Source organism: Enterococcus sp. BSD2780061688st2 D3 (genome assembly GCF_005844145.1).
GTDB classification, from domain to species: domain Bacteria; phylum Bacillota; class Bacilli; order Lactobacillales; family Enterococcaceae; genus Enterococcus_B; species Enterococcus_B durans.
This window is the reverse complement of sequence record NZ_SPHN01000016.1, coordinates 17,463-41,144: the sequence shown is the minus strand read 5'-3', so window position 1 is coordinate 41,144 and position 23,682 is coordinate 17,463. Positions and strand designations below refer to the sequence as shown.

Sequence of the window (23,682 nt, the reverse complement as noted above, 5' to 3'; positions counted from 1 at the left end):
TGTTTCCTTATATTAAAGCCGAAACGGACAATATTTCGTTTCTGCCTTCACTTCATCAGATAGTTTTTGCAACTTCATATACTACACTCATTTTTCATAAAAGTCAACACTTCCTGGCGTTTCCTCTGACTTTTCACAAGATTTTCTTAATCTTTTCCTACTATAGTATTCTAAAAATTTATTTCGTGTTTTTTGAGAATTTTCTGAAATTTCTGCTTGACAGTGGGATGGCCCTCCGCTATACTTGAGAAAATTCAAATTGTGGAGGGCTTTTTTATGAAAATAAAAATCAACCAACTAACACCAACACAACTGAATAACTTTTACTTTAGCTACTTTAGATAGGTTTGTATTCATGATTGATCGTGGGTGCAAACGTTAAACGACAGTTTGTATCTATGATGGCTAAAGCACTTTGTACTGCACAAGAGGCCACGTAGACATTACGCTAAGTGGCTGAGCGAAAGAGTGCAAAGTATTTACTTACTTTCATATATTTCGATGACCGATCCATTTAGACGTTTTGTCTAAATGGATTTTTTGTTTTCAAATTTAAGGAGGAAAAACAAATGAAAAAGAAATTAATGATCGGATTAGGAACAGCTTTACTACTCGCACTTGCAGGATGTGGTTCATCAGGGAACTCTTCTGAAAAAGCAGATAACACAAAAACAATCGGCGTCTTACAACTTGTACAACACAATTCACTAGATGCTGCTTATAAAGGTTTCAAAGAAGGATTGAAAGAAAACGGCTATAAAGAAGGCGATAATCTAACCATCGACTATCAAAATGCTCAAAATAATCAAGATAACTTGAAGAGCATGAGCGAAAAACTAGTCAAAGACGATCCAGACTTGCTTTTAGGGATTGCAACTCCCGCAGCACAATCACTTTTAAATGAAACAACAACGATACCAATCACAGTGACAGCCGTGACAGACTTAGAACAAGCACATTTAGTTTCCTCTAATGAAAAACCTGGCGGAAATGTGACAGGAACAACTGACATGGTACCGATCGATAAACAGATCGATTTATTACTAAGCATCGTGCCTGATGCAAAAACAATCGGGATCATGTACAACAATGGTGAAGCAAACTCTAAGATCCAAGGCGATCTAGCTGAAAAAGCACTGAAAAAAGCAGGCGTGAAAGTCAAAGTCTTAACAGCAAATACAACAAACGATGTCCAACAAGTAACAAAAAGTTTAGCAAAAGACGTTGATGGTATCTATATCCCTACTGACAATACCTTTGCAAGTGCAGCCAGTGTCGTCGGTGAAGTAGCAAAAGAAACGAAAACACCGATCGTTGCAGGTTCTGTTGATCAAGTCAAAGATGGTGGTTTAGCAACAGTTGGGATCGACTATGAAAAATTAGGGAAACAAACAGGCGCAATGGCTGCAAAAATCTTAGATGGTAAAAAACCAAGTGAACTTCCTGTCGAATCTGCAGATGATCTTTCATTGTATGTAAACGAAGAAATGGCAAAAGCCATCGGGATCGATCCATCAACGATCAAATCTGCTGAATAGACCTATAGGAGGACAATCATGACAAATCTCATCTCAATTTTTTTATCATCCGCTTCGCAAGGGGTCCTATGGGCACTCCTTGCTATCGGAGTATTCTTAACCTTTCGTATTTTAGATATCGCTGACTTGACTGCTGAAGGAAGTTTCCCACTAGGTGCTGGGATTGCCGCAATGAGTATAACAAAAGGCATCCATCCAGTCCTTGCTTGTCTTTTAGGTTTTTTAGGAGGAGCTGCAGCGGGACTTGTCTCCGGATTACTTCACACGAAACTTAAAATCCCCGCTTTATTAGCTGGGATCATTACAATGACTGGTCTATATTCTGTTACTTCTCGAGTGATGGGTGCTCCTAATATCTCGTTGTTGGGACAAAAGACTGTTTTTGACTGGGTCCAATCTTATGGCATGACAAAAGAAAATGCTGTTTTGATCGTTGGCTTGATCTTTGCTTTGATCGTGGTGGCTTTGCTCGTCCTTTTCCTACGAACAGAGACGGGTCTTGCTATTCGTGCAACGGGAGATAACTTAGCCATGAGTGAAGCAAATGGGATCAACACAGATAATATGAAAATCATTGGCTATATGATCTCAAACGGTTGTATCGCTCTATCTGGTTCTTTGTTAGCCCAAAACAATGGCTTCGCAGATCTAAACTCAGGGATCGGTACGATCGTCATCGGTTTAGCATCGATCATTATTGCTGAGGTACTATTTAGAAATCAATCCTTGCTATTCCGTTTACTGACTATCATCTTGGGAGCCGTGATCTACCGCTTTATCCTGGCATTAGTATTTGAATTGAACGTACAACCAAGCGATTCAAAATTAGCTTCTGCACTTGTACTCGTTATCTGTCTATCATTCCCTCAGATCCAACAGAAATTAAAACTACCAACACGTACCAAAGCAAAAGGAGGTAAATAAAAATGACTGATGTATTAACGCTAGAAAACCTTCATCATACCTTCGAAAAAGGAACAATCAACGAGAACCATGTCCTTAAAGGGATCAATCTATCCTTGAAGCCTGGTGACTTCGTAACGATCATCGGTGGGAACGGAGCGGGTAAATCTACTCTTTTAAACAGTATTGCCGGTTCCTTTTCTGTAGATCAAGGGCGTGTGTTGCTAAATGGGAAAGACTTGACTAAAAAATCAGTCGTGGCACGTTCAAAAGACATCAGCCGCGTGTTCCAAGATCCTAAATTAGGCACTGCTGTCCGTTTAACTGTCGAAGAAAATTTGGCGTTAGCCATGAAACGTGGAAAAAAACGAGGCTTCTTCCGCGGAGTCAAACCTCAGGATCGTACATTTTTCAAAGAACAATTAGCCCGTTTGAATCTGGGACTTGAAGATCGACTAACAACTGAAATCGGCTTGCTTTCTGGTGGACAACGCCAAGCGATCACTCTACTGATGGCAACACTCCAAAGGCCTGAACTGATTTTATTGGATGAACATACAGCTGCTCTTGATCCTGCCACTTCAAAAACAGTCATGGAATTGACTGAAAAACTGATTGGCGAACAACACTTGACAGCATTCATGGTCACACATGATATGGAGGATGCCATTCGGTATGGGAATCGCCTGATCATGTTACACCAAGGAAATATCGTAGTAGACATCCATGAAGCAGAAAAACAACAATTAACTGTTCCTCAACTCTTGGATATGTTCAAACAAAATAGCGGAACAGCATTGAAAGACGATCAAGTATTACTCTCTTGATCCTTTCTGAATAAATACGTCAATTTAGCTTAGATCATTCTTTTTTTCGATTTTGCTAAATTGACGTATTTTTTTTAATAAAATCCATTTGATTAAATTTCAACGAGTTTGTTGAAGTTATTATTTTGTTCTTTTTCACTTATTGATACAATGAACTGAAAAGGAGTGATCATGATGGCGACAAAAGAGAAAGTCCTCCAATTACTGAAGGATTCATCCGAGTTCCTTTCTGGAGAAAAAATTGCCCAACAATTACAAGTTTCCCGTACGAGTATCTGGAAAGCGATCAAAGAATTAGAAAAAGCAGGCTATCAATTTGAGCATCAAGCAAAAGGGTACCGCTATCTCCCTTCTGATGTTTTGGACGCCCAAGAAATCAGCCAAGCACTACACTATTTCGCCCCTGATTTAAAAGTACAGGTCCTAAAGCAATCTGAATCAACGATGAAAGATGCAAAACTGTTCGCTACCCAACACCAGATGGATCCGGTTTTATTGGTAGCAGATACACAGGAACAGGCACACGGTCGTTTTGGTCGACCTTTTTTTGCGGAGCCTGGCCAAGGAATCTACATGAGTCTTTTGCTACATCCAAATCAACGGTTTGATGAGTTACCTCAATATACGATCATCGCTGCCAGTGCGTGTATAAAAGCGATCCAAGAATTAACCGGCAAGTCTGCATCAATTAAATGGGTCAACGATATTTATTTAAATGGCAAAAAAATCAGCGGTATTCTTTCAGAGGCCGTGAGTGATATGGAATCTGGCGAAATCAGTTCAGTGATTATTGGAATCGGGATGAATTTCTCCATTCCTCAAGCACATTTTCCTGAGGCAATCCAAAACAAAGCATCTTCCCTATTTGCAGATGGAAACAAAACCACTACACGTAATGAAATGATCAGTCAAATTTGGCAAAATTTCTTTACTTATCTTTCAGATTCAAGTGATGCTTATTTAAATCTCTATCGAGAAAGATCGTTTGTGTTAGGTAAAAAAGTCAGCTTTACACAAAAAGGGATTTCTTACACAGGTATCGCTAGAAAAATCGGGGAGCATGGCGAATTGATCGTTGAGACCCCACAGGGAACCTTGTCTCTTTCCTCCGGTGAAATCAGCCTTTCTGCGATCGAATCGATCTAGAAAAAAACAGCTATTAGTAGATCAACTATTCACATAGTGACATTAAAAAGCCGTCTATCACAGAAATTCATTTTGGAAACTTCTGTGATAGACGGCTTTTTCTCAATGGTGGTTGCTTTTATATGATCTCGTTGTTTATCCTCCCTAGTCTTCAACTCACGAGTAAAACTGAAGACTGGTGTTTATGTGCGATTGTTTTACTAACAAACTACAATAAATATACTATGTGCTCTTATCTACCATAATTACTAGACGTACTGTAAGAAAACTACCTACCCCAATTACAGATAATTTTCTACTAACTGAAATTCTGCCGCCAATAAAAGTTGGTCAACAAGTGAATCTGTTTAAAAAAATCTCCCCAAAATCTAGCCATAGGTATATTACCCCATTTTATTTATACATGTGTCAACTTCCGAAATCGTTTCCGTTCAAAAAAAAGATAACGTATATAAAATATTCAAACCATCCTCTATACAACAACATTTTTTGCTTTTTTCAGCCCCCTTTTTTTTCTTTCATTGCTTCTATCATTATAATAAATGATAATTAGATGAACTTGTTATTTTGTACAGTATTACAACATTTTTATTCAGTTTTTTCTCAAGAAAGACATTCTTTTTTCCTATAAAATTTTAGCTGGTTCGATGCTAAATACTCAATATTCAAATTGAATTTTTTGACCACTACACAACGGATCAAAAATTTATCAGCTGTAGTTAACGTTCTTTGACATTCTTTTTCAATGTCGTTGAAAGAAAAATAACTCTTTTTTGTTAAAAGCTGAGTCAAAATCTCATTTACATCTACTCTTGATAAATCAGTCGCTAGTTGTTTCCTCAAAAAAATCTTCCTTTCTTACAGTGGTTTGGTAATTGAAACTATAGCATGAATCTTTTTTACCACTAGAACAAGAATTTTTAAAAAAAGGAAAGAACGTTTTTTCCTTGTCTGAACATTTCCAAAAGAAGAAATTTCTGGCGTACGATTCTTTACCATCAATGTTAGAGTTAAGTCAACAATTATGACAAAGGAGTACCTAATTATGGCTAGGATCACAAATATGTTGAAAGATAGCATTCCCTCGAAAGAAAATGAGCAAGACAAAGGAACATCAGAAAAAAGCGCAAAAATCGAACAAAACGAAGCGTTTAAAGATGCGTATGCTCTGGAAGAAAAACAACAAGAACTTGCAAAGTTGAGTCAACAAATTTCACGTTCAAATCATGTACCAATGCAAGTACTACCTGTAATAAAAGGATGGATCACCCTCGCATTTACCATCATGACGATTTTGAAGGCACAGAAAATCGAACAAGAGATAAAAGCGCAAAAACAAGCTCCAGCAAAGCTTGAAAATGAAAAAGGAGAAGTATATCAAAAAAATATATCTAATCTTGAACAAGAAATAACCAAATTTTCAAAAAATTTACCTAATCAGTTAAAAAATCATTCGGAGATCAAACCGCATATCGCAAATCTTTTGCAAGAAGTAGCGAGGCACCCATCGGAAATAACTAATACTAAACAAAATGCAGTTATCAGTGAGAAAAGAGTCCCTCTACATACGTTCGATCAAGTAAAAAAACAAGCGATAACTTCATCTAATCAGCAAACCAGCCAAAACCACCGATCAGCTATCACACGAACTACAGATCAGTCCTTAACAAAATAACCATTGACTTCTTCTGGCTGTGAAACATGCTTGAAATAACTCCCACTATTTTAAGCATGTTTGTTTCTTTTTTTATTTTATAGAACATAAGTTATTCTACGGTCGTATCCATCAGCTAAGGGTTCGACAAAAAAGTTGCTGAGTATAACTAAAAAGAAATCCTTTTAGTCAGCTCAACAACTTTTTAACAATTTATTTAATTGGATTTGACGATGTGTAGCGATCGCTTACGCACAAAACATTTCCCCCAAAACATTTTATGTGTACTGGCTTCTTCTGTCCCTCCTTTTTAAACAAATTGATGCTTGATTTTATCTCAAAAAATAGCCACTTGATCACTGCTTCTATCACTTTTCACACAAAATTCACGTATCAAATGTTACCAATAAATAATAGACTTGCATCTAGTATTAGCATACTTGCTAATCAAACAATGGGAGAAACTTTTTTTCTCTAAAAAGAAAAAAATGGCTGGGACGAAAGAAACTCCTTTGGAAATAAGCCGACATTCACAAAAATTTGAAAAGCAATTTTCGTGAATGTCTTCTTATTTCTCGGAGTTAAACACTTCTGTCCCAACCTCTGTATCAAATCGTCCTTAATTTTCTCGCTCTAAGATCAAGCTCGTGAGCGACAGTAAATTTTCCTTCGTTCCAAATGGATTATCTGGTAGTTTATTGATTTCATTTAATGCTTTTTTGGTATATTTTCCAGCTAATCCTTTGGCTTTTTCTATCCCTTTTGCTTCTGCGACTAGTGTTCGAACTTTCTCTATTTCCTCAGAAGTCAACTTGTCTTTTTTATCAAGATATGAGATAAGTTCTGCCTTTTTATCCGTTTGTAACGCATAGATCAACGGTAGTGAATATACGCCTTGACGCATATCTTCTAGTACTGGCTTACCAATTTCATCACTGCTTTTAGTATAGTCTAAAATATCATCAATGATTTGAAAAGCCATCCCGATCGCTAAACCGATCGTACCAGCTTTTTTCGCAAACCGTTCAGTTGTCCCACTTTCATAAGCGCCTATTGAACAGCTCAACTGAAATAGTTCAGCTGTTTTACCAGAAATATTTTCTAAATATTCCTCAACCGTTAGATGATAATTATAACGATCATCCATTTGGCCTAACTCTCCATCTAATATTTTTTCCATACTGCGAGAATTTGTCTGCAGACTTTTAAGGGAGGTAGAATAATTAGAAAGTAATTTAAAACAACACACAAATAAATAGTCTCCCGCATAGACGGCTACCGTATTCCCAAAATTGCCCCGAATATTTTTCTTTCCACGACGCATGTTCGCTTCATCAACGATATCATCATGGATCAGCGTAGCCGTATGAAGCATCTCGATCGAAGCGGCTAACGCAATTGCTTTATCTCGATCGTTCTCAGCACCAAATTGAGAAAACAATAATTGGTATGCAGGCCGTAATAATTTGCCACCAGCATGGATCGTTTCTTTAATTGCTTGTTCAACTGGTTTATTTTTTAAGCGGATGACATCTTCCATTTTCTTCAACGTCTCTGTTAACTCGTCTTTTAAACCGGGATAGCCCTCCCACATTGGATGTAACTTCATAAAAAAACTCCTTGCATAGCGATTATTTTTCTAAAAAAACGGACTGCCATTTGTCTTTCTTTTTTAACTCATATTCTTTTTGGAATTTTTGAAGGGTTCGTACATGGCGCAATAAGTAATTTGCGGCAATTCCAATAGCGATACCTGATAAGATGCCTAAAAAAGATAAAATTGGTAAATAAAGCATAACCGTCCAAGATTGGGCAATAAAAGAGGCTGTAACGAGTTGCCCCACATTATGCATAAATCCACCTGTTGCACTGATACCAATAATGCTGACTCTTTTTGGTCCTAGTTTTTTGACTAGTAACATCCCGAAATAACTAAGTAGTGCACCACTCATACTATACAGAAAAGTAGAGATTGTTCCACCTAATAACGTCGTTAAAAACAAACGGAGCCACAGAAGCAAAAAACTATCTCGTTTGTTCATCGTAAAGATCGCTACGATCGTAATCAAATTTGCTAGACCTAATTTGGCTCCAGGTGCAAAAGAAAACGGATAAGGAATCATGTTTTCAATCAGTCCAATGATCACGCCCTGTGCTACTAAAAGAGAGATATAAATCATTTTTTGTAATTTTGTCATGGTGTGAATAGCCTAATAAATCAGACTGTCTTCGTCACTCCCATCTGTTGATCGCACTTCGATCACTAATTTATGTGGTAAACATACGATTGTCTCCCCATTTTTTGATGCCCATCCTCTTCTCACACAAATCTGATCATCACAATCTGCTTCCTTGATCCGAATTTTATCTCCGGCAATTTCGATCAGATTGTAATCACCATGGGAATCTTTGTATGTGTACGTATATGTTTCACTCCCCACGCTTAGTGGAAAGGTTTTGATTTCTGTTCCATCTACCCGCAGCACTGCTTCTTTTTCAGGTGCAGCGTTTGCTTGCTGGTAACTAAAAATGATAACTGGTAAAAAAGAAAGAGCAACCAAAAGAATGATAATGAAGATATCCCACGGTTTGAGTAAACTTTTCTTGATAAATTCTTTCATTTTTTGTACGCATCCTCCTCTGCCCTTTTTCACTGACCCAATTTTAGCACGGAATAAAAGAAAGTCCTAGGTATCCCTAGAACTTTCCTTCAATCAACCATTACTTTAAACTTTTTCTGTTCAAGCTCTATATTGCATGCTATTTTGAGCCATATTGGGATTTGGGTTTCCCATACCACCAATTTCCTAGTGTTTTTTGCAACCATGGAATTACCCAGCGATCAAGTCCGATTGCTCGTCCTGAACCATTCATCAACGCGAAGGCCACAAAGATAAACCAGATGTTTACCCAGTAAAACATTCCTGATAAACAGAACGTGATGACCAAGACAATCGTTGTTGCACTACATAACCAAGTGAATAAACCAGCAATCAATGCTAATGCCAACGCAATTTCAAAGAAAACCATGAATTTTTGGAAGAACATTGCTACATCGTTATTCGGCATGATGACTTGCATCATTTTTGTAAACCAAGCAGGTGATTTGTCGATCACAGCCATTGGTTCTTCTCCATAAGCATAGCTTAGACCAAAGTGTGCAGCTTGTGTCGCTGCTTCCCCAGCACCACTTGATGCAGCGCCGCTAGCAGCTGTTGTTGCATCTCCGGCAGCTGATGCGCCACTTGCAACATCCGTCACATTATATTCCCATGTCCAAGGGAAGACGCTGTTACCAGTGAACCATGATCCCTCACCGAACCATGTACCTGGTTTCAATACTTCACCGTTACCGACGATTTTCTTGAATGCTTCTATAAACCAAACTAGTCCGTAGAAAATACGTAACGGTACACTCCATAGTACATTCCCATAGCGTGAAGAATGACCACGCGTCACATTTCGGTCATCTTTAATATGGAAGAATTCATGCATTAGATATTGGAACATATAGTATCCAGAGCGAATATCAAAGAAATATTTTAAGTTGACGATATGTTTCATGACGATTGCTAGGAAACCACTTAAATGGATCTTGTTAAATAGGTTCGCACCCCCCCATTTAGCGCCAACCGAGACCATGAAACCTTGATAATTCCCTTTAAACTTGTGTTTCTCGCCACCTTTGATTGAAGCCACGATATTTGTAGCAGCCGTATGCCCTGTCTGTTCAGCCGCTTGAACGATTTGCGGTGTCGGTGTTCCAGGGAATTCTTCATAGAAAACCAAGTCCCCGATGATATAGATATTTTTATCTTCATAGCCTTTTGCTTGCATGTACTCGTTGGCAATCAGACGTTGTCCGCGAGCCGATTCTAATCCAAAATCAGCTGCATCAGATGTACCTTTTACACCAGCTGTCCAAATCAAAGTGTGTGTTGGAATCTGACGACCATCTTTTAATTTGATATGATCATTTGCTACCTCAACGATTGGGGAATTCAACAATAATTCTACTTGATGTTTCTTCAAGTAACGTTCCGCTTTGGCCGCATCGTTACGATCTAACATATTCAAAATCGTTGGCATTGCTTCTACGACCATCAAAGTGATTTCGCTTGGATCTAACTTGTAGTCTTTTGCTAAACGTTTTTTCCAGTCAATTAATTCACCGATCATTTCGATTCCGGTAAAACCTGAACCACAAACTACAAACGTCAACATAGCGCGACGTAGTTCATCATTTGGCTCTAACGCTGCTTTCGCAACTGTTCGTTCGATATGTTCACGAATCTTCACTGAATCTTCGAATGACCATAACGTAAAGCCATTTTCTTTTACACCAGGTGTACCAAAGTCATTTGGTTCGCCACCCATCCCTAAAATCAATTGATCGAATGGATAAGAACCTAATTTTGTTTTAACGATTTTTTGTTCTTTATCGATACCGATTACCGTGTCTGTCACTAATTGAACATTTTTTTGTCGTGCAAATAAGTGCTGTAAATCATATTGAATTGCTTGTGGTTCAACTCGTCCGCCTGCAACTTCGTGAAGTTCTGTCATCATCGTGTGGTACGAATGACGATCAATCAACGTGATTGTCACATCTTCTTTTTTCAGTTTTTTTGCCAAGTACTTTGTAGCTGATACTCCGGCATAACCTGCACCTACAACGACAATATTTTGCTTTGCCATTGATCATCCGCTCCTTATTAAACCATTTATTTGAAATTTATAATAACTATTTTAGTTTGATACCTATTACACAATCTCCATACATTATATAGATGTTATGTTCTTTTGTCTAATTCCTTTTCGATTTTTTTGAATTTTTATTATTAAGCGTTTTTTTCACGAAATTTACAGAAAGAAAACGGTTGTAAGATTATAATAGTTATTTGCTTAAAATGGTTGACTTATAGCTAATATCTATTAGAATGTATAATGAATCACAAAGAAAATTGTGGACTAAAAAAGGAAATGGTGGGATTTAAAAATGAAGAACAAACGTTTTGTTACTGGATTTGCAGTTTTAGCATTTTCAGCTTTAGTGTTAGGTGCTTGTGGTGCAGATGACAATGGAAGTTCAAACAGCTCAAGTTCATCTGAAGCTTCAACAGCACAAACTTCTGAAAGCGCAACAACTGAAAGTTCAGCAAAAGTTGTCGCTGGTGGCGAGTTGAAAGATGGCACATATAAATTGGAAGAAAAAAATTACTCTAATGGCTACCGCGCAGTTTTTGAAATGGTCGTAAAAGATGGTAAGATCACTGAGTCTAAATATGACAACATCAACGAAAAAGGCGAATCAAAAACAAAAGATGCAGAATACAATAAAAATATGGATGCAAAAGCTGGCACTAGTCCAGAAAAATTCATCCCAGAATTAAACGAACAATTCGTGAAAGCTCAAAGCGCTGGCGGTGTTGAAGTAGTCACTGGTGCTACTCACTCTTCAGAAAGCTTCCAAAACTATGCACAACAATTGATCCAAGCAGCTCAAGCTGGTAACACAGATACGATTGAAATCGACAATGGTGCTGACTTGAAAGACGGTACTTACAAATTAGAAGAAAAGAACTACTCTAACGGCTACCGCGTACAATTTGAAATGACTGTAGCTGGCGGTAAAGTAACGGATTCTAAATTTGATTACATCGACAAAGATGGCAAATCAAAACAAGATGACACAGAATATAACGAAAATATGAAAGCGAAAAGTGGTACTGAACCTAAAACTTACATCCCTGCACTTAACGACGAACTTGTCAAAGCAATGGGCGAAGAAGATGGTTCACCTGCTGACGTAGAAGTAGTTACTGGTGCTACTCACAGCTCACATTCATTCATTATGTACGCACAACAATTAGTGAATGCAGCTGAAAAAGGCGATACACAAACAATCGAAGTTGACAACATCGTAACAAAATAATCAACTAGAAATAAATGTGGAAGAAGCTGTCTTAACAATAGTTTTTTTCTGAAATCCAAGCCGAGATATCCGAAATTTTCTTTGAAAAATTTTTGTGATATTTCGGCTTATTTCTGAAAGAATATTTTTTGTTTTGCTATACCCTTCTTGCCACTGATGAAATGAGGAAACACATGTTAAAGAAACGCTTACTCCCTATCGTCGCTTTGCTATGCCTATTGACGTTAGCTGGTTGTAGTACTTCAGCGAATAAAGCCACAACAACAAGTACTACGACAAATAAAATTTTAAAAGATCCTTATTCAGATGAACAATTCCTATTAGGTACGTATGTCCGGATCCGTGTCTACGATGAAGGAAAAGAAGCTGCTTTAAAACCAGCTTTTGATCGAGTAAAAGAGTTGGGTGATAAAATCACGATCAACCAACCAGGTTCAGAAATCGATGAAGTCAATCAGCAAGCTGGCATCAAGCCGGTGAAAGTTTCTAATGATGTCTATGGGTTATTGAAGAAAGCCTATGAATACAGCGAAGATTCCCAAGGTGGTTTTGATATGGCGATCGGTGCTATCACTCAGCTGTGGCGTATTGGTTTTGATGATGCAAGAAAACCTTCTCAAGAAGAAATCGACCAAGCATTGAAATTAGTCGACTACCATAAAATCGAATTGAACGATCAAGACAAGACTGTCTATCTCAAAGAAAAAGGGATGATCATTGACCTTGGAGCGATCGCTAAAGGATACATCACAGATGAAGTAGTGAAAGTACTGAAAAAACAAGGTGTGACGACGGCGATCGTTGACTTAGGTGGAAATGTTTATGTTCTAGGTCATAGTCCTAGAGGGAAAGATCAAGACTGGACAGTCGGTATCCAAGACCCTAATCTAGCACGCGGATCTGTATTAGGAACAATCGAAGAACGGGATAAAACACTCGTTACATCTGGTATCTATGAACGCTACTTAGAAGTAGACGGTAAAAAGTACCATCATTTATTTGATCCTAAAACAGGTTATCCTTTTGATAATGACATCGCAAGTGTCACGATCATCACAGATAAATCAATTGATGGTGATGGCTTATCAACGGCTGTCTTTTCAATGGGTGTGAAAAAAGGTCTTGAATACGTTGAAAGTGAATTGAACAATGGTACTGAAGCGATTTTTGTCACAAAAGAAGATAAAGTATATGTGACAGATCCAATCAAAGATACATTTAAACTGGATAAAGACTCAAAATATACGATGGGCGATCGCTCAGAACTGAAATAAGGAGCAAGAAACATGACACTAAAAATCTTTTTAGAAGTAGTTGAACTACGGACTAAGGTAGCTAGTGTATTTCCTTTTGCGATAGGGGTTTTATTCTCTATCGCTTTTTTTCATGAGATACATTGGTTGAACACCGTATTATTTTTTATCGGTATGCTCGTCTTTGATTTGGCGACAACAGCTATCAACAATTATATGGACTACGAAAAAGCCCATTCCGCTGTTTATAAATACGAAGAAAATGTGATCGGACGTACAGGGACTTCCCCCAAGTTGGTTCGCAATATGATTTTAGGAATGATCCTTTTTGTTCTGATCATCGGTCTCATTCTAACTGCTAAAACGGGGCTCCTTCTATTGTTGATGGGGGCGGCTTGCTGTTTCATCGGTATCTTTTATACATTTGGTCCGATTCCTTTATCTCGTATGCCGTTAGGTGAGATTTTCAGTGGTGTAACAATGGGGCTAGGAATCTTTGCCATGGTCGTCTATGTCAACACGCACAATACAAACGTATTTGATTTGTCCCTTTCACTTGCTACTGGACACTTTAGCTTAGAAGGCAATCTATGGGCAGTCTTAGCGATCTTTTTGGCTTCCCTTCCACTGATATTCACGATCGCTAACATCATGTTAGCGAACAATCTACGTGACTTAGACCGTGACATTGAAAACCACCGGTATACACTAGTCTTTTATATCGGTCGGCCAGTGGGCATCGTTTTGTTCCAACTCTTGATGTATGCTTGCTATCTTGTCATCTTATTAGGGTTGATCATCCGCGTGTATCAGTTACCGATAATCGTAACCTTCTTTACCTTGCCAAAAGTCTATAAAAATTTGCAGGCTTTTAAACAAACTCTGCCACAACCCGTTAGTTTCAGCTACTCCATTAAAAATATGGTCCTCTTCAATAGTAGCTACGTGGTAGGCTTATTGTTAACGATCTTATTCCAAACTCTTTAAAATAAACTCATTTTAATCAAAGGAAATGTGGGACAGTCTAAAAAATCAGGTTTGCTACAGACGCACAAATAAACGGCGTCCAAAAGTCAGGCTTTTCGGAAATTTCGAAAAAAAAGAGCATGAGACAAAAGTAAGAAATACTTTTGTCTCATGCTTTAAAAATGAATAAATGGTGGGGATGCAACTCCACGAAATAAGAAGTTACACACTTCTACCGTGATTTCTCATCTACTTTTTGTTTACAAATCGTACAATTCACCCGATTTGTCCTTTGATCGTCGTTTTTCGTTTGCTCCCTAACGTCCTGTATTGATAGTAGGTATAGACGTACGGCGCTGTGGTAAAGCTCGGCTTACCTCTTTCGCCTTGTTATTGTTGATGGCAGATATCTTTCTAGCATGGGTCGTTAGTTCAGAAAGTGGCTTATATTTTTTTGGTACATTATTTTGTAACATTTGTGCATGTGTCGGTTTTGCAATCGTATTGTTTATTTGGAGTTTTTCTGTGCGTGCTGGAATAGCCTTGGAATCCTTCACTGCTGTTCCCAATTCTCTGGTACCCCGGTCACGAGTCACTGTGTTATTCCTTAATACGACATTACGAATAACCCTTGGCAACATAGGCAAAACAAATTTTGCACCTTTCATCAGTAGCTGATTGAATTTATTCATTGCATGTTGAAAGGGATTGATTACTCTTTCTCGACTAGTTGCTTTGGATAAAAGAGGCATCTCTCTTTTTTTGATTAGTGCCTTTGATTCTTTTCCCATTAGTTTTTGTGCAGATTGTTTTTTGTCTAATACTTGTTTCATCGTCTGGTTTGGTTGTTTAGTGACTTGACGATTTTTACGCCACTGATTCAATTGTTGAACCCCGGTTTTTGCTTTACTTGCTAGGCTTACGATACCGTTCTTGATTTTTTGGGGTATTTTCTTTTTAAAAAAATACACAGTAAGCTTCAACGCCAACTTGGCAATACCTAAGTACCCCTTTAACATGACCTGTTGGGTTTTGTCTACTTCTTTATCCTCCATCTATCCTCACCCCTTAACTTTTTCAGTAATTATCACTTTGTTTCCATCTTTATCAACAGTTTCAGTGGTTTTCTTCACTGTATCTGATCGCGTGGTACCATCTTGCGTAGGTGTGACCGCTGCATAACTTTTTTCAAAGGTAGTGATCCAGTCAAAAGTACCTGGGTTCCCCAATAAAATATACTTAGAGCCTTCTTCCTTGATTTTAAAGACTACATCTTGTTTCTGGTCATGACTATCCGTTCGACTCATGACAAAAACTGCACTGGACTGTTCATAGTCAATCGAGACGATTCTATATTTATAAGTGACTTCTTCCTCTTTTTTGCCTTGCTCGATTTTTTTTTGAATAAATTCATCGTCTTTGAATGTCAACGTGAATGTCCGTTTATCTGTTTTGTTTTCCCATTCCTCTTGTTGCAAGATGTCCATCCACATTTGTGAGACAACTTGCTGAGCCGCTTCTGCTTGTTCAGAAATCTCTGTTTCCATTTTTTCTTTGACTTCTTCATTTGGATACAGATAGATTTCTTCTTTATCTTCTTTTAAGTACATGACTGTACTACCCATTTTCGTTTGCAACTTGAATTTTTTTGTTTTCCCCTCTTTATCCTCCAGTACCATGACCCCATTATCAATCAAATGATAGGTACCTTTAGATAACCAAGCAGTGGCTTGGTACGTACCATCTGTTTTTAATTCAATCGTCATCTCATCTGTTCGATTGGAATACCATTTGCCACTGTAAGGTGTCGCATCGTATTGCCCTCTGACTTCACTGCTTTCTTGAGTTTTTCCAGTTTTATCTTCATTATTTGCTGAATCTGACTCAGGTTCTTTCGTCATGAACGCATAAATGACAGCGCCAATGACCACGACTACAAATACGGCAAAACCTGCAGCGATCCGTTTTCCTGCTTTTGTCTCCAAAAAATTATTGATCATACGTGTGCCTTTCTAAAAATAAAGTTCTTCTTTACTTAATAGAAAATAACTCACCTCCTTTAATGTGTATCTGATGCTTCTACTTGATTAGTTCAAGTTAATTTGGCTAAGGGATACCATATCCGGAAATAGCTATGTTATCTAGCGCATAGGTTCTACGGCGAACAAGATTATTGGAATTTCCTTCAATGACTTGTACGATATTTCCACCGGAATATTCAACGATCCCCACGTGATCTTTTCCTGTTTTTTTACCTTTCCAATCAAAGAAAATCAAGTCACCTGCTTGTGGGATATAATCCGCAGTTGGTTCTTGGAATTTACGATTATCTTGGTACCATTTCATCATCAATAATGGACTTGGTGTATTCAGCACGCGTCCTTGATCTAGATAGCCAGCCTGACTAGCGACCCAAGAAACAAAGATCGCGGACCATTCGATGCGTTTATCAAAGCCACCCCATTGCCAATATTTATCCCCATTCGGTGTACCTAATTCCTTTTTAGCTACCTCAACTAGTTTACCGATGTCAGCAGAAATGTTATACGTGACAAGTTGCGGATAAAACATATTGCCAAAGGTGTAACGCCAATTGTAGCCAAGATCCAAAGCAACGGTACTATTATAAGATACAGTCTCACCTTGACTCTCCTCTTGCGCGTACAGGCGACTATGGTCAAAGGAGTAACGTCCTCTTATACGAATCAGGTCATCTAAGTAGGCTTCCCCATAGCTATAGGCCTGTAATGCCGCCATTTCTCCTAATTGATTTGACTGCGTCTTTTTCAATAATCTGGCAAAGTATTTTACGCCTTTTTCAATGGATTCAGTTGGGCTATATACTGCACCACCTACTGAGTACGCTTTATTTATCCCCATGATATCTGAGAAACGTTCGCTATCCCCACCTGTTTCGACCCAGATAATGGATAGGATCGTGTTTACATAAGAACCAATATTGTTTTTTATCGCTTCTTCATACACTTTGTCGCGCCATTGTACGACTTTTTCTGGTGGATTAAACAATTCACCTCTTAACCCGCCGCTGTTACTGGAATAGGCTAAATTCGTATCACTGGCAAAGACTAGATTATCGATAAAAATTGCAGGATAGATGTCAGGGTCTGCATGCAGAGCACGGAATTCTTCCATCGCAATCAGCAGATTCCCGCCAAAAGTATTCCTTGTATAGCCGATCAAATCCCCTGCTTTCAAATCCTGATCTTCTCTTACTACAGGGTCCACATTGATATAAAACGCATAGTAATCTCCTGTGTCCGTTTTTATACTTCGTGTTTCAACCATTTTCCCATCGCGATCTTGTGCGCTATACGTTCGATTGATTCCATCTACTTCTTCATCTGTGGTGGCATAAACTGGTGAACCAGGTTCTGCATCCAACATGATCTCAATATTCAATTTGTCCTCGTCTCTTCCCCGATAGCCATAGTTTTCGACAACTGGGCTATAGGTATTTTTACCTAATGGATTATCCATGAAGATTTTTGATTCAAAACGATCCAACTCCATGATTGGATAATATTTATCAACTTCATCTTCGTCGAAGGCATCGACAGTCCCAACTAAGGCATAGTTGCTTTCCTCCTCTAAAATTCCTTCTTTAAAGCCATAGATCTCAACTTCCGGCTGAGAGTCAAGCATTTCATTCAATGTCTGGACCTCGATTTTCACTGTAGCGACATCTTTTACTTCTACTTTGGTTTCAGTCTTCTCCTCCCCTGTTTCTTTATCGATCGTCACTGTCGTTGTTTCGATTTCTTTGTCTTTTTCAATGACCGTCTCATAGTTATACGTCATGTCATGGATTGCATGGATCTCATGCTTCACTCGATTGATCTTGATTGGTAGTTCTGACGATGGATGTGGGGTATCTTTAAATTGAACATGTGCTACCTTTGAAGCTGGCAACTCTGTGCCAGTGTTTTCAGCTAGACGCTTGATATAGACATTCACTGCCCGTTCCTCGATATCGTAATCCTCATATTTTGCATTGAGATAATAGATATAATTATCGCCATTTGACACGACAGAAAATTTCTCAGGATCAGAAGCAATGTTATTCACTTCAAAATAGACTTCGTCATATTCAGGATTATCCACCAACTGATTGTAGCGTTCATAGACTTCTTTATTTTTACTGGCATCTAACCAGGTAACATACTCATAGGCTTCTGTAATCATCATTGATTCTGTTTTAACAACAAACAAACCTACGATGAATGCCCAAATCGCCATGACAACCGCAATGATCGTCATGATGATTGCTAAAATAACAATGATGATGATCAACTTCAACAAAATGGGCACGAGAAGTACCAACATCAAGATCATCCCAATAATGTTCAAATTTCCCTCACTGTCACGGCCAAATTTATCAATGACCATTTCTTTGAAGTAGTTTTTTGCACCTCTTTTCGGAGAAATTTGTTTCTTTAACTGGTCGTTGACCTTTTGCTTCTTGTTTCTTTTTTTATAGGTTTGTTTTTTGCCGGAAGCACGCACATATTTTTGTGCGTATTGCTGATTGCGGAGGTGTCTCCGATTCGAAAACAGCTTTTTTTTCCTTTGAGAAGTTCCTTGAACTTGTTCCTTGTCTTGCTTCTTTTTCCCAGTTTCTTGATATTGCTTGTGTGCCGTTCGTTGCTTCGTTTCTTTTTTTGCTATGATGTGTTGCGTATCTATTTTTTTCTTTTTTTTCAGAATTAGTTGTTGTTTACGATCTTGCTTTTGCCGAACACTCTGGACAGTGGGCTTTTGTTTTTTTACAAGTGCCCGACCATCTGTTTGTTTTTTATTGTTGATAAGCGCTCGGGCTTTTATTGCTTTTTTCTGTTGGATCTTTTGCGTATTGACCTTTTTTACGTCATTGGACAATTTACTGTTGCGATTGATCGTCTTCTGGTATTTTTCACTTTTTTTCAGATAAATTTTTTGCTGTTTCTTTCGCTCTTCTCTGGTGCTGGCGTTTAGATTCCTAAAAAGCCGTTTGTTTCTGCTCCCTTGCGCCTGTATCATTTTTTTATGCTTTAAATTCTTTGAGCGTCTGATTGGCGAACTTGTCAGTGGTGCGTTGCCTTTTTTGGCTTGCTGTTGTCTTCGGAGCATCATTCTGATTTTTGCTCGCTTGCTTCGTGATACAGTCGATTGGTTTTTCCGAATGATTACAGCCTTGCGATGTTTGCTTTTACTAGTGGTGATTTTCTCATTTTTTGAAACATTTTTTTCTTTTTTGGTGGATGTAATATTCTTTGCTGTCTCTAAGCGATCAATGATCTTATCGTTTTTCTTTTCATTTCCTTTTTGGTTTTCTTGTTCATTCAAATCGGGCACTATGACGTATCCTTTCTGATTTCATTCTTTTTATGTTTCACCCGGCTTCGTCGACATCATCTTATAGAGTTTCGTATCTTTAGGAAAATGATCATAAAAAGGCAACGTTGTATCGCCAAAAACCATCAAACCGTAACCTTCTGGAGAGTTGACAACAAATTTTTCTTGTTCCTCGGAAATATCAAATAATCGAACTAACTGCGTACGGTCAGATTTTGCTTGATTCAGCATCATGACGAAATCGCTATTTGAAAGCATCCGTCTTGCTAAATCTGAGAGTAATAATGTTTCCACATTCTGCGTGATACCAGTTGGGATAGCCCCCCATTTTCTGGCACGACTCCACAGTTCAAAAAAATAATTCTCAGAGTATTCATTAGTAAATAGCAACTGCATCTCATCGATATACAGCCATGTACGGACACCACGTTCTCTATTTGTCGTGATACGATTCCAGACTTGGTCTAACACGATCAGCATCCCCATTGTTTTTAATTGTTTTCCTAAATCTTTGATGTCATAAATGACTAAACGCTTTGTAATATCTACATTCGTTTTTGCAGAAAAGACAGACAAACTACCTTCGATATAGATCTCCAGATCCATCACTAATTGTCTTGCTTCCTCTTCTTCTTGTTCTTTCAAAATAGTATAAAAGTCGATAAATGTCGGTGTTTGACTTCCCAATATTTCATATGTTCGTCGGCAAACTCGGTCAATCAATGTCTTTTGAGTAGAACTCAAACCAAGAGCTCCACCAATGATCAAATCAAATAAAGAAATCAAAAATTCTGATTTTAAAACGACCGGATCTGTATCATCTCCATAATTTTCATTGATATCCATTGGATTGATCGTTGTAGCAGAATCACTAGAAATTTTGATGATTTCTCCATTGAAATTTTGACCGATCACTGAGTATTCACGTTCTGGATCAATAATAATCACTTCATCATCTGCATCTCGTAATAAAACATTCACGATTTCTCGTTTGACTGAAAAACTTTTTCCTGAACCTGGTGTTCCCAATACAAAACCGTTTGGTGCTTTCAATAGTTTTCGATCAAGGGAAAGAATATTTTTAGAGATCGCATTGACCCCATAATATTTCCCATTTTCTTGGATCAAATCGGAGATCGTGAATGGAATAAAGATCGCGGTACTCGCAGTCGACATTGTTCGGTCTAAAGGAATCTGATTGATCCCTAATGGCAATGTTGCATTCAGACCAGCTTCTTGCATAAATTCTAATTCGATGATTTTAAACCCAAATTGACGCCCAATCGAATTGACTTCATCATGGATCTCTGTTAATTTTTCAACAGTATCCGCATGGAAATGGATCGTACTGGACATTGAATACAGTTTTTGTCCTTTATTTTGCAGGTCGTCTACTAGTCCTTTGGCTTCTGTCAACGAATAAGATAAGTCATAAGACAGCATTTCAAAGTCATAGCCATTTTGTAATGCTTTCTTTTGTTCATCCACTTTTTGCTGCTCCATGAAGGCCAATTTCGTTTTGACTAAATCAAAAGCCTCATCTTGTTCAAGCGGATCGATATGTAAGGTAATCACTAGTTCTCGAGGGATTTCTAGTAATTCATAGATAAAAGTATCCGATAACTCTGCTGGATACTCCTGTAAGTAAACGGTCTTTGCATAATGCTGATCGACTTTCAAATAGTTCTTATTTTCCTTCAGTTCGATCACTTCTGGTAAAATATCTTCAATTTCTGGCTGTGCCGTAGCTTTCGTCACTAATATCTCTGAAAGGATCGTCAGTAATTCCTTTTTAGGTATTCTTTTAGCCTGACTTCCTAAGCGGTTTGCAAACATCAAAAAGCGATCCGTCACCATGTCTAATTCTTTTTCTGCAAACTCGAGTTTCTGGTGAGTTTGTACGAAAGTGAATAAAATCGTTTTTTTGTATCCATTTTTTTCCTCATCTAGCTTACGCGAAATAATATCATTCATCTCTGCACGATAAGAATCTAAAAAATCATTTTTTTCCTGATAATACAGAATAGATTGCAAATCCGCCAGAGGTCTTTTTTTCTTGTAGACAGTCAGTTGCAATTTTGTTTTACTGCTAAGTGAATTCAAGAAATCACAGTATTGAGAAAAAATCTCGATCTGACTATCTTCTGAAGATAACTGGTAATTGATATCATTCAACTCGATGGTGACCGAATATGTCGTCTCATCGAGTCGGCAGATACCACTAGGATAGATTTCCTGAAATAAAAAAGTATCTCGCAGTAGATCCATTTCTTTAGGATCCTTCTTTGGTTTTTTTCTCTTCTTTTTTGTATCCTCCATCGTGGATTTATCCGTCTTTTTTACTGATGTGAAACCTTTTAATTTCATCATGTTTCTTGTCCGCCTAACTTGGTTTGCTCATTCTTGTCTTTTGGTTCTGCTTCTTTCTTTTTTCTGACGCCTGCAGAAAGGTGGTATTTAAATAAATGTTTGATATACGTTTCAAAATTCAAGCCATTTCGTTTGAACCAACCAAAGGATACGATGGGGATAGAAACTAAAATCATCAGCCAACTTGTGATTTCCATCGGGATTTTCAGCCAGACGACAAAGATCAGACTAATGAGAATATTCACACCCCCAGCAATCGTCAAACACAACAATTGCTTTAGATTCATTCCTGCAATTATTTTTTCTTTATATTCTTTGATATCTTTTGGTACTTTTACTTCTATTGCCATAATTCCTCCTTGGTTACGATGCAGACAATATCGTCTTCGCCCAACCTTTTGTCTTATTGATCGAAAGTAGTAAAGCGATCATATAGATCGTCAATCCTAGTATGATCCCCCACATGCCTTCCCCTACATCCTTCATGATCCTAGCAAAAATCATCGGGTAAATGATAAGAACCAAGGCGATAAAAGTGGCTTGCAGGCCCGTGGAAGCAAAATTTTTGAAGAAGCTTTTTGTCATTGATGAAAACTCTTGACTCGGTAATGCACCCATCGGAATCGGTGCCATTGCAGAAAATATGTATAATTCTAAAAAACGTAAATAGATCGTTACTTGAATCAATACCCGTACGACTAGAGCTACTAAGAACAAGATACACATGATCAGTAAAACAACGATTTGTTCCCACCAAGACAGAGCATTTACTGCTCGTTCTACTCGCTCTGATACATCCTGTACTTTTCCACTCGCTCCTATTGCTAAAATTTTTGCTGATAAGTTTGCTGTGATAACGATGATCCCATCTAAAATGTCTTGAATTCTTAAAATCACTACATAACAGATTGCAAATTTGATAAATGACTTGATGATCATCTCAAATCCAAGCATTGGAGCACCTCCTGCTCCTTCTACCTTCAAAGAAATCCGTTGGAATTCTAGAAGGATAAAAAGAGCAAGAATCGACAGTGCAAGCGGTCCTACTACAATAGTTTGCAGATCTTTTACCAGATCATATGCATCGTACATATAGGAACTTAGATTTTGTCCAAGCGTATTTTGTAAATCTTCTCCATTTAAATAGGTCATGATTTGACTGAAGATATTCATTATTGCTTTTTCCATGAATTAAACTCCTGTTCTCCAAATCAAATTATGGTAACAATGAACTAAAATCAAAGGATGAACCAAACCATCCAGCTGCTGCTAAGATCAACCCACCACCAACAATTTGCCAAATTCCTTGCTGCAATTGAGGGCCATTTTTATCTTTCAATGCCCCAGCTAGAATGATTGTCCCCCAAATAAGCCAAAGTCCTCCACCAACTAATGTGAATTTAGATACTAGATCAAATACCTGTTTCAATAAATCTGAATCGCCCATAATGTTAAATACTCCTTTATCTATGTAATTTTTTTGTGTTCCATCATTTAGTATATGCTACTTTTTTGTTATCCTTTCTCCAGTTATTTCCAAGTTGAGAAAATTTAGAACACTTCTTTATTCGTTTACACTCATTCTTCATAAAAGCGAGTGTTCTCTTGCGTTTTCGTCTATGCATCCATCGGAAATGAATCCCTCTAACAAAATCCAACAAATCATTTTCTGTTATTTTTGTTATTTTTTATTTTCCACACAAAAACTCTCTTTTTAATTGGCCAATTTACGGTAAAT

General features: G+C 37.9%; 19 protein-coding genes. 8 read left to right on the top strand and 11 right to left on the bottom strand.

The window, feature by feature from the left end; genetic code table 11:
• Positions 1–569 precede the first annotated feature (569 nt).
• From FGQ66_RS12055 to FGQ66_RS12030, 5 genes are all read left to right on the top strand, one after another.
• Complete coding sequence (locus tag FGQ66_RS12055; protein WP_081135136.1) at positions 570–1,538, top strand: ABC transporter substrate-binding protein; 969 nt, start codon at positions 570–572, stop codon at positions 1,536–1,538.
• An 18-nt stretch (positions 1,539–1,556) separates the two neighbouring features.
• Positions 1,557–2,462, top strand: a complete 906-nt coding sequence (locus FGQ66_RS12050) for an ABC transporter permease (RefSeq protein ID WP_081135133.1) — start codon at positions 1,557–1,559, stop codon at positions 2,460–2,462.
• 2 nt (positions 2,463–2,464) lie between these two features.
• Positions 2,465–3,268 carry an ABC transporter ATP-binding protein gene (locus tag FGQ66_RS12045; protein ID WP_005881178.1) on the top strand — a complete coding sequence of 268 codons (804 nt, stop codon included), beginning with the start codon at positions 2,465–2,467 and terminating at the stop codon, positions 3,266–3,268.
• 174 nt (positions 3,269–3,442) lie between these two features.
• A complete protein-coding gene (locus tag FGQ66_RS12040; RefSeq protein ID WP_016177783.1) occupies positions 3,443–4,414 on the top strand; it encodes a biotin--[acetyl-CoA-carboxylase] ligase in 972 nt (323 codons plus the stop codon).
• A 1,045-nt stretch (positions 4,415–5,459) separates the two neighbouring features.
• On the top strand, positions 5,460–6,089 hold the full coding sequence (locus tag FGQ66_RS12030) for a hypothetical protein (protein WP_113846416.1): 630 nt from the start codon (positions 5,460–5,462) through the stop codon (positions 6,087–6,089).
• A gap of 598 nt (positions 6,090–6,687) precedes the next feature.
• Here FGQ66_RS12030 and FGQ66_RS12025 read toward each other — a convergent pair.
• From FGQ66_RS12025 to FGQ66_RS12010, 4 genes are all read right to left on the bottom strand, one after another.
• Complete coding sequence (locus tag FGQ66_RS12025; protein ID WP_115234916.1) at positions 6,688–7,677, bottom strand: polyprenyl synthetase family protein; 990 nt, start codon at positions 7,675–7,677, stop codon at positions 6,688–6,690.
• A gap of 22 nt (positions 7,678–7,699) precedes the next feature.
• Positions 7,700–8,266, bottom strand: a complete 567-nt coding sequence (locus tag FGQ66_RS12020) for a Gx transporter family protein (protein ID WP_005875234.1) — start codon at positions 8,264–8,266, stop codon at positions 7,700–7,702.
• Between the two features lie 12 nt (positions 8,267–8,278).
• Entirely contained in the window at positions 8,279–8,689 is a 411-nt protein-coding gene (locus FGQ66_RS12015) for a NusG domain II-containing protein (protein WP_081135119.1), read from the bottom strand.
• A 139-nt stretch (positions 8,690–8,828) separates the two neighbouring features.
• Positions 8,829–10,766, bottom strand: a complete 1,938-nt coding sequence (locus tag FGQ66_RS12010) for an NAD(P)/FAD-dependent oxidoreductase (protein WP_138302509.1) — start codon at positions 10,764–10,766, stop codon at positions 8,829–8,831.
• Positions 10,767–11,067: 301 nt separating this feature from the next.
• Between FGQ66_RS12010 and pplA the strand changes: the two genes are divergently transcribed.
• From pplA to menA, 3 genes are all read left to right on the top strand, one after another.
• Positions 11,068–12,003 (top strand): extracellular electron transfer flavoprotein PplA, encoded by a 936-nt coding sequence (pplA, locus tag FGQ66_RS12005; RefSeq protein WP_113846419.1) that lies wholly within the window; start codon positions 11,068–11,070, stop codon positions 12,001–12,003.
• Between the two features lie 173 nt (positions 12,004–12,176).
• Positions 12,177–13,277 (top strand): FAD:protein FMN transferase, encoded by a 1,101-nt coding sequence (locus FGQ66_RS12000; protein WP_113846420.1) that lies wholly within the window; start codon positions 12,177–12,179, stop codon positions 13,275–13,277.
• Between the two features lie 12 nt (positions 13,278–13,289).
• Complete coding sequence (menA, locus tag FGQ66_RS11995; protein WP_113846421.1) at positions 13,290–14,243, top strand: 1,4-dihydroxy-2-naphthoate polyprenyltransferase; 954 nt, start codon at positions 13,290–13,292, stop codon at positions 14,241–14,243.
• Between the two features lie 296 nt (positions 14,244–14,539).
• Here menA and FGQ66_RS11990 read toward each other — a convergent pair whose 3' ends face one another.
• From FGQ66_RS11990 to FGQ66_RS11960, 7 genes are all read right to left on the bottom strand, one after another.
• On the bottom strand, positions 14,540–15,277 hold the full coding sequence (locus tag FGQ66_RS11990) for a hypothetical protein (RefSeq protein ID WP_138302508.1): 738 nt from the start codon (positions 15,275–15,277) through the stop codon (positions 14,540–14,542).
• Positions 15,278–15,283: 6 nt separating this feature from the next.
• Complete coding sequence (locus FGQ66_RS11985; protein WP_138302507.1) at positions 15,284–16,222, bottom strand: copper resistance protein NlpE; 939 nt, start codon at positions 16,220–16,222, stop codon at positions 15,284–15,286.
• A 106-nt stretch (positions 16,223–16,328) separates the two neighbouring features.
• Positions 16,329–18,629, bottom strand: a complete 2,301-nt coding sequence (locus tag FGQ66_RS11980; RefSeq protein ID WP_138302521.1) for a lysozyme family protein — start codon at positions 18,627–18,629, stop codon at positions 16,329–16,331.
• A gap of 975 nt (positions 18,630–19,604) precedes the next feature.
• The gene (locus FGQ66_RS11975) at positions 19,605–21,944 is read right to left on the bottom strand and encodes a VirB4-like conjugal transfer ATPase, CD1110 family (RefSeq protein ID WP_138302506.1); all 2,340 of its coding nucleotides are present in this window, start codon (positions 21,942–21,944) and stop codon (positions 19,605–19,607) included.
• Positions 21,941–22,294, bottom strand: a complete 354-nt coding sequence (locus tag FGQ66_RS11970; protein ID WP_005875212.1) for a PrgI family protein — start codon at positions 22,292–22,294, stop codon at positions 21,941–21,943. The genes FGQ66_RS11975 and FGQ66_RS11970 overlap by 4 nt, the downstream gene beginning before the upstream one ends.
• 13 nt (positions 22,295–22,307) lie before the next feature.
• Positions 22,308–23,132, bottom strand: coding sequence for a VirB6/TrbL-like conjugal transfer protein, CD1112 family (locus FGQ66_RS11965; RefSeq protein ID WP_081135095.1), 825 nt, complete (start codon positions 23,130–23,132; stop codon positions 22,308–22,310).
• A 28-nt stretch (positions 23,133–23,160) separates the two neighbouring features.
• A complete protein-coding gene (locus tag FGQ66_RS11960) occupies positions 23,161–23,391 on the bottom strand; it encodes a hypothetical protein (protein ID WP_138302505.1) in 231 nt (76 codons plus the stop codon).
• Between the last annotated feature and the right edge of the window lie 291 nt (positions 23,392–23,682).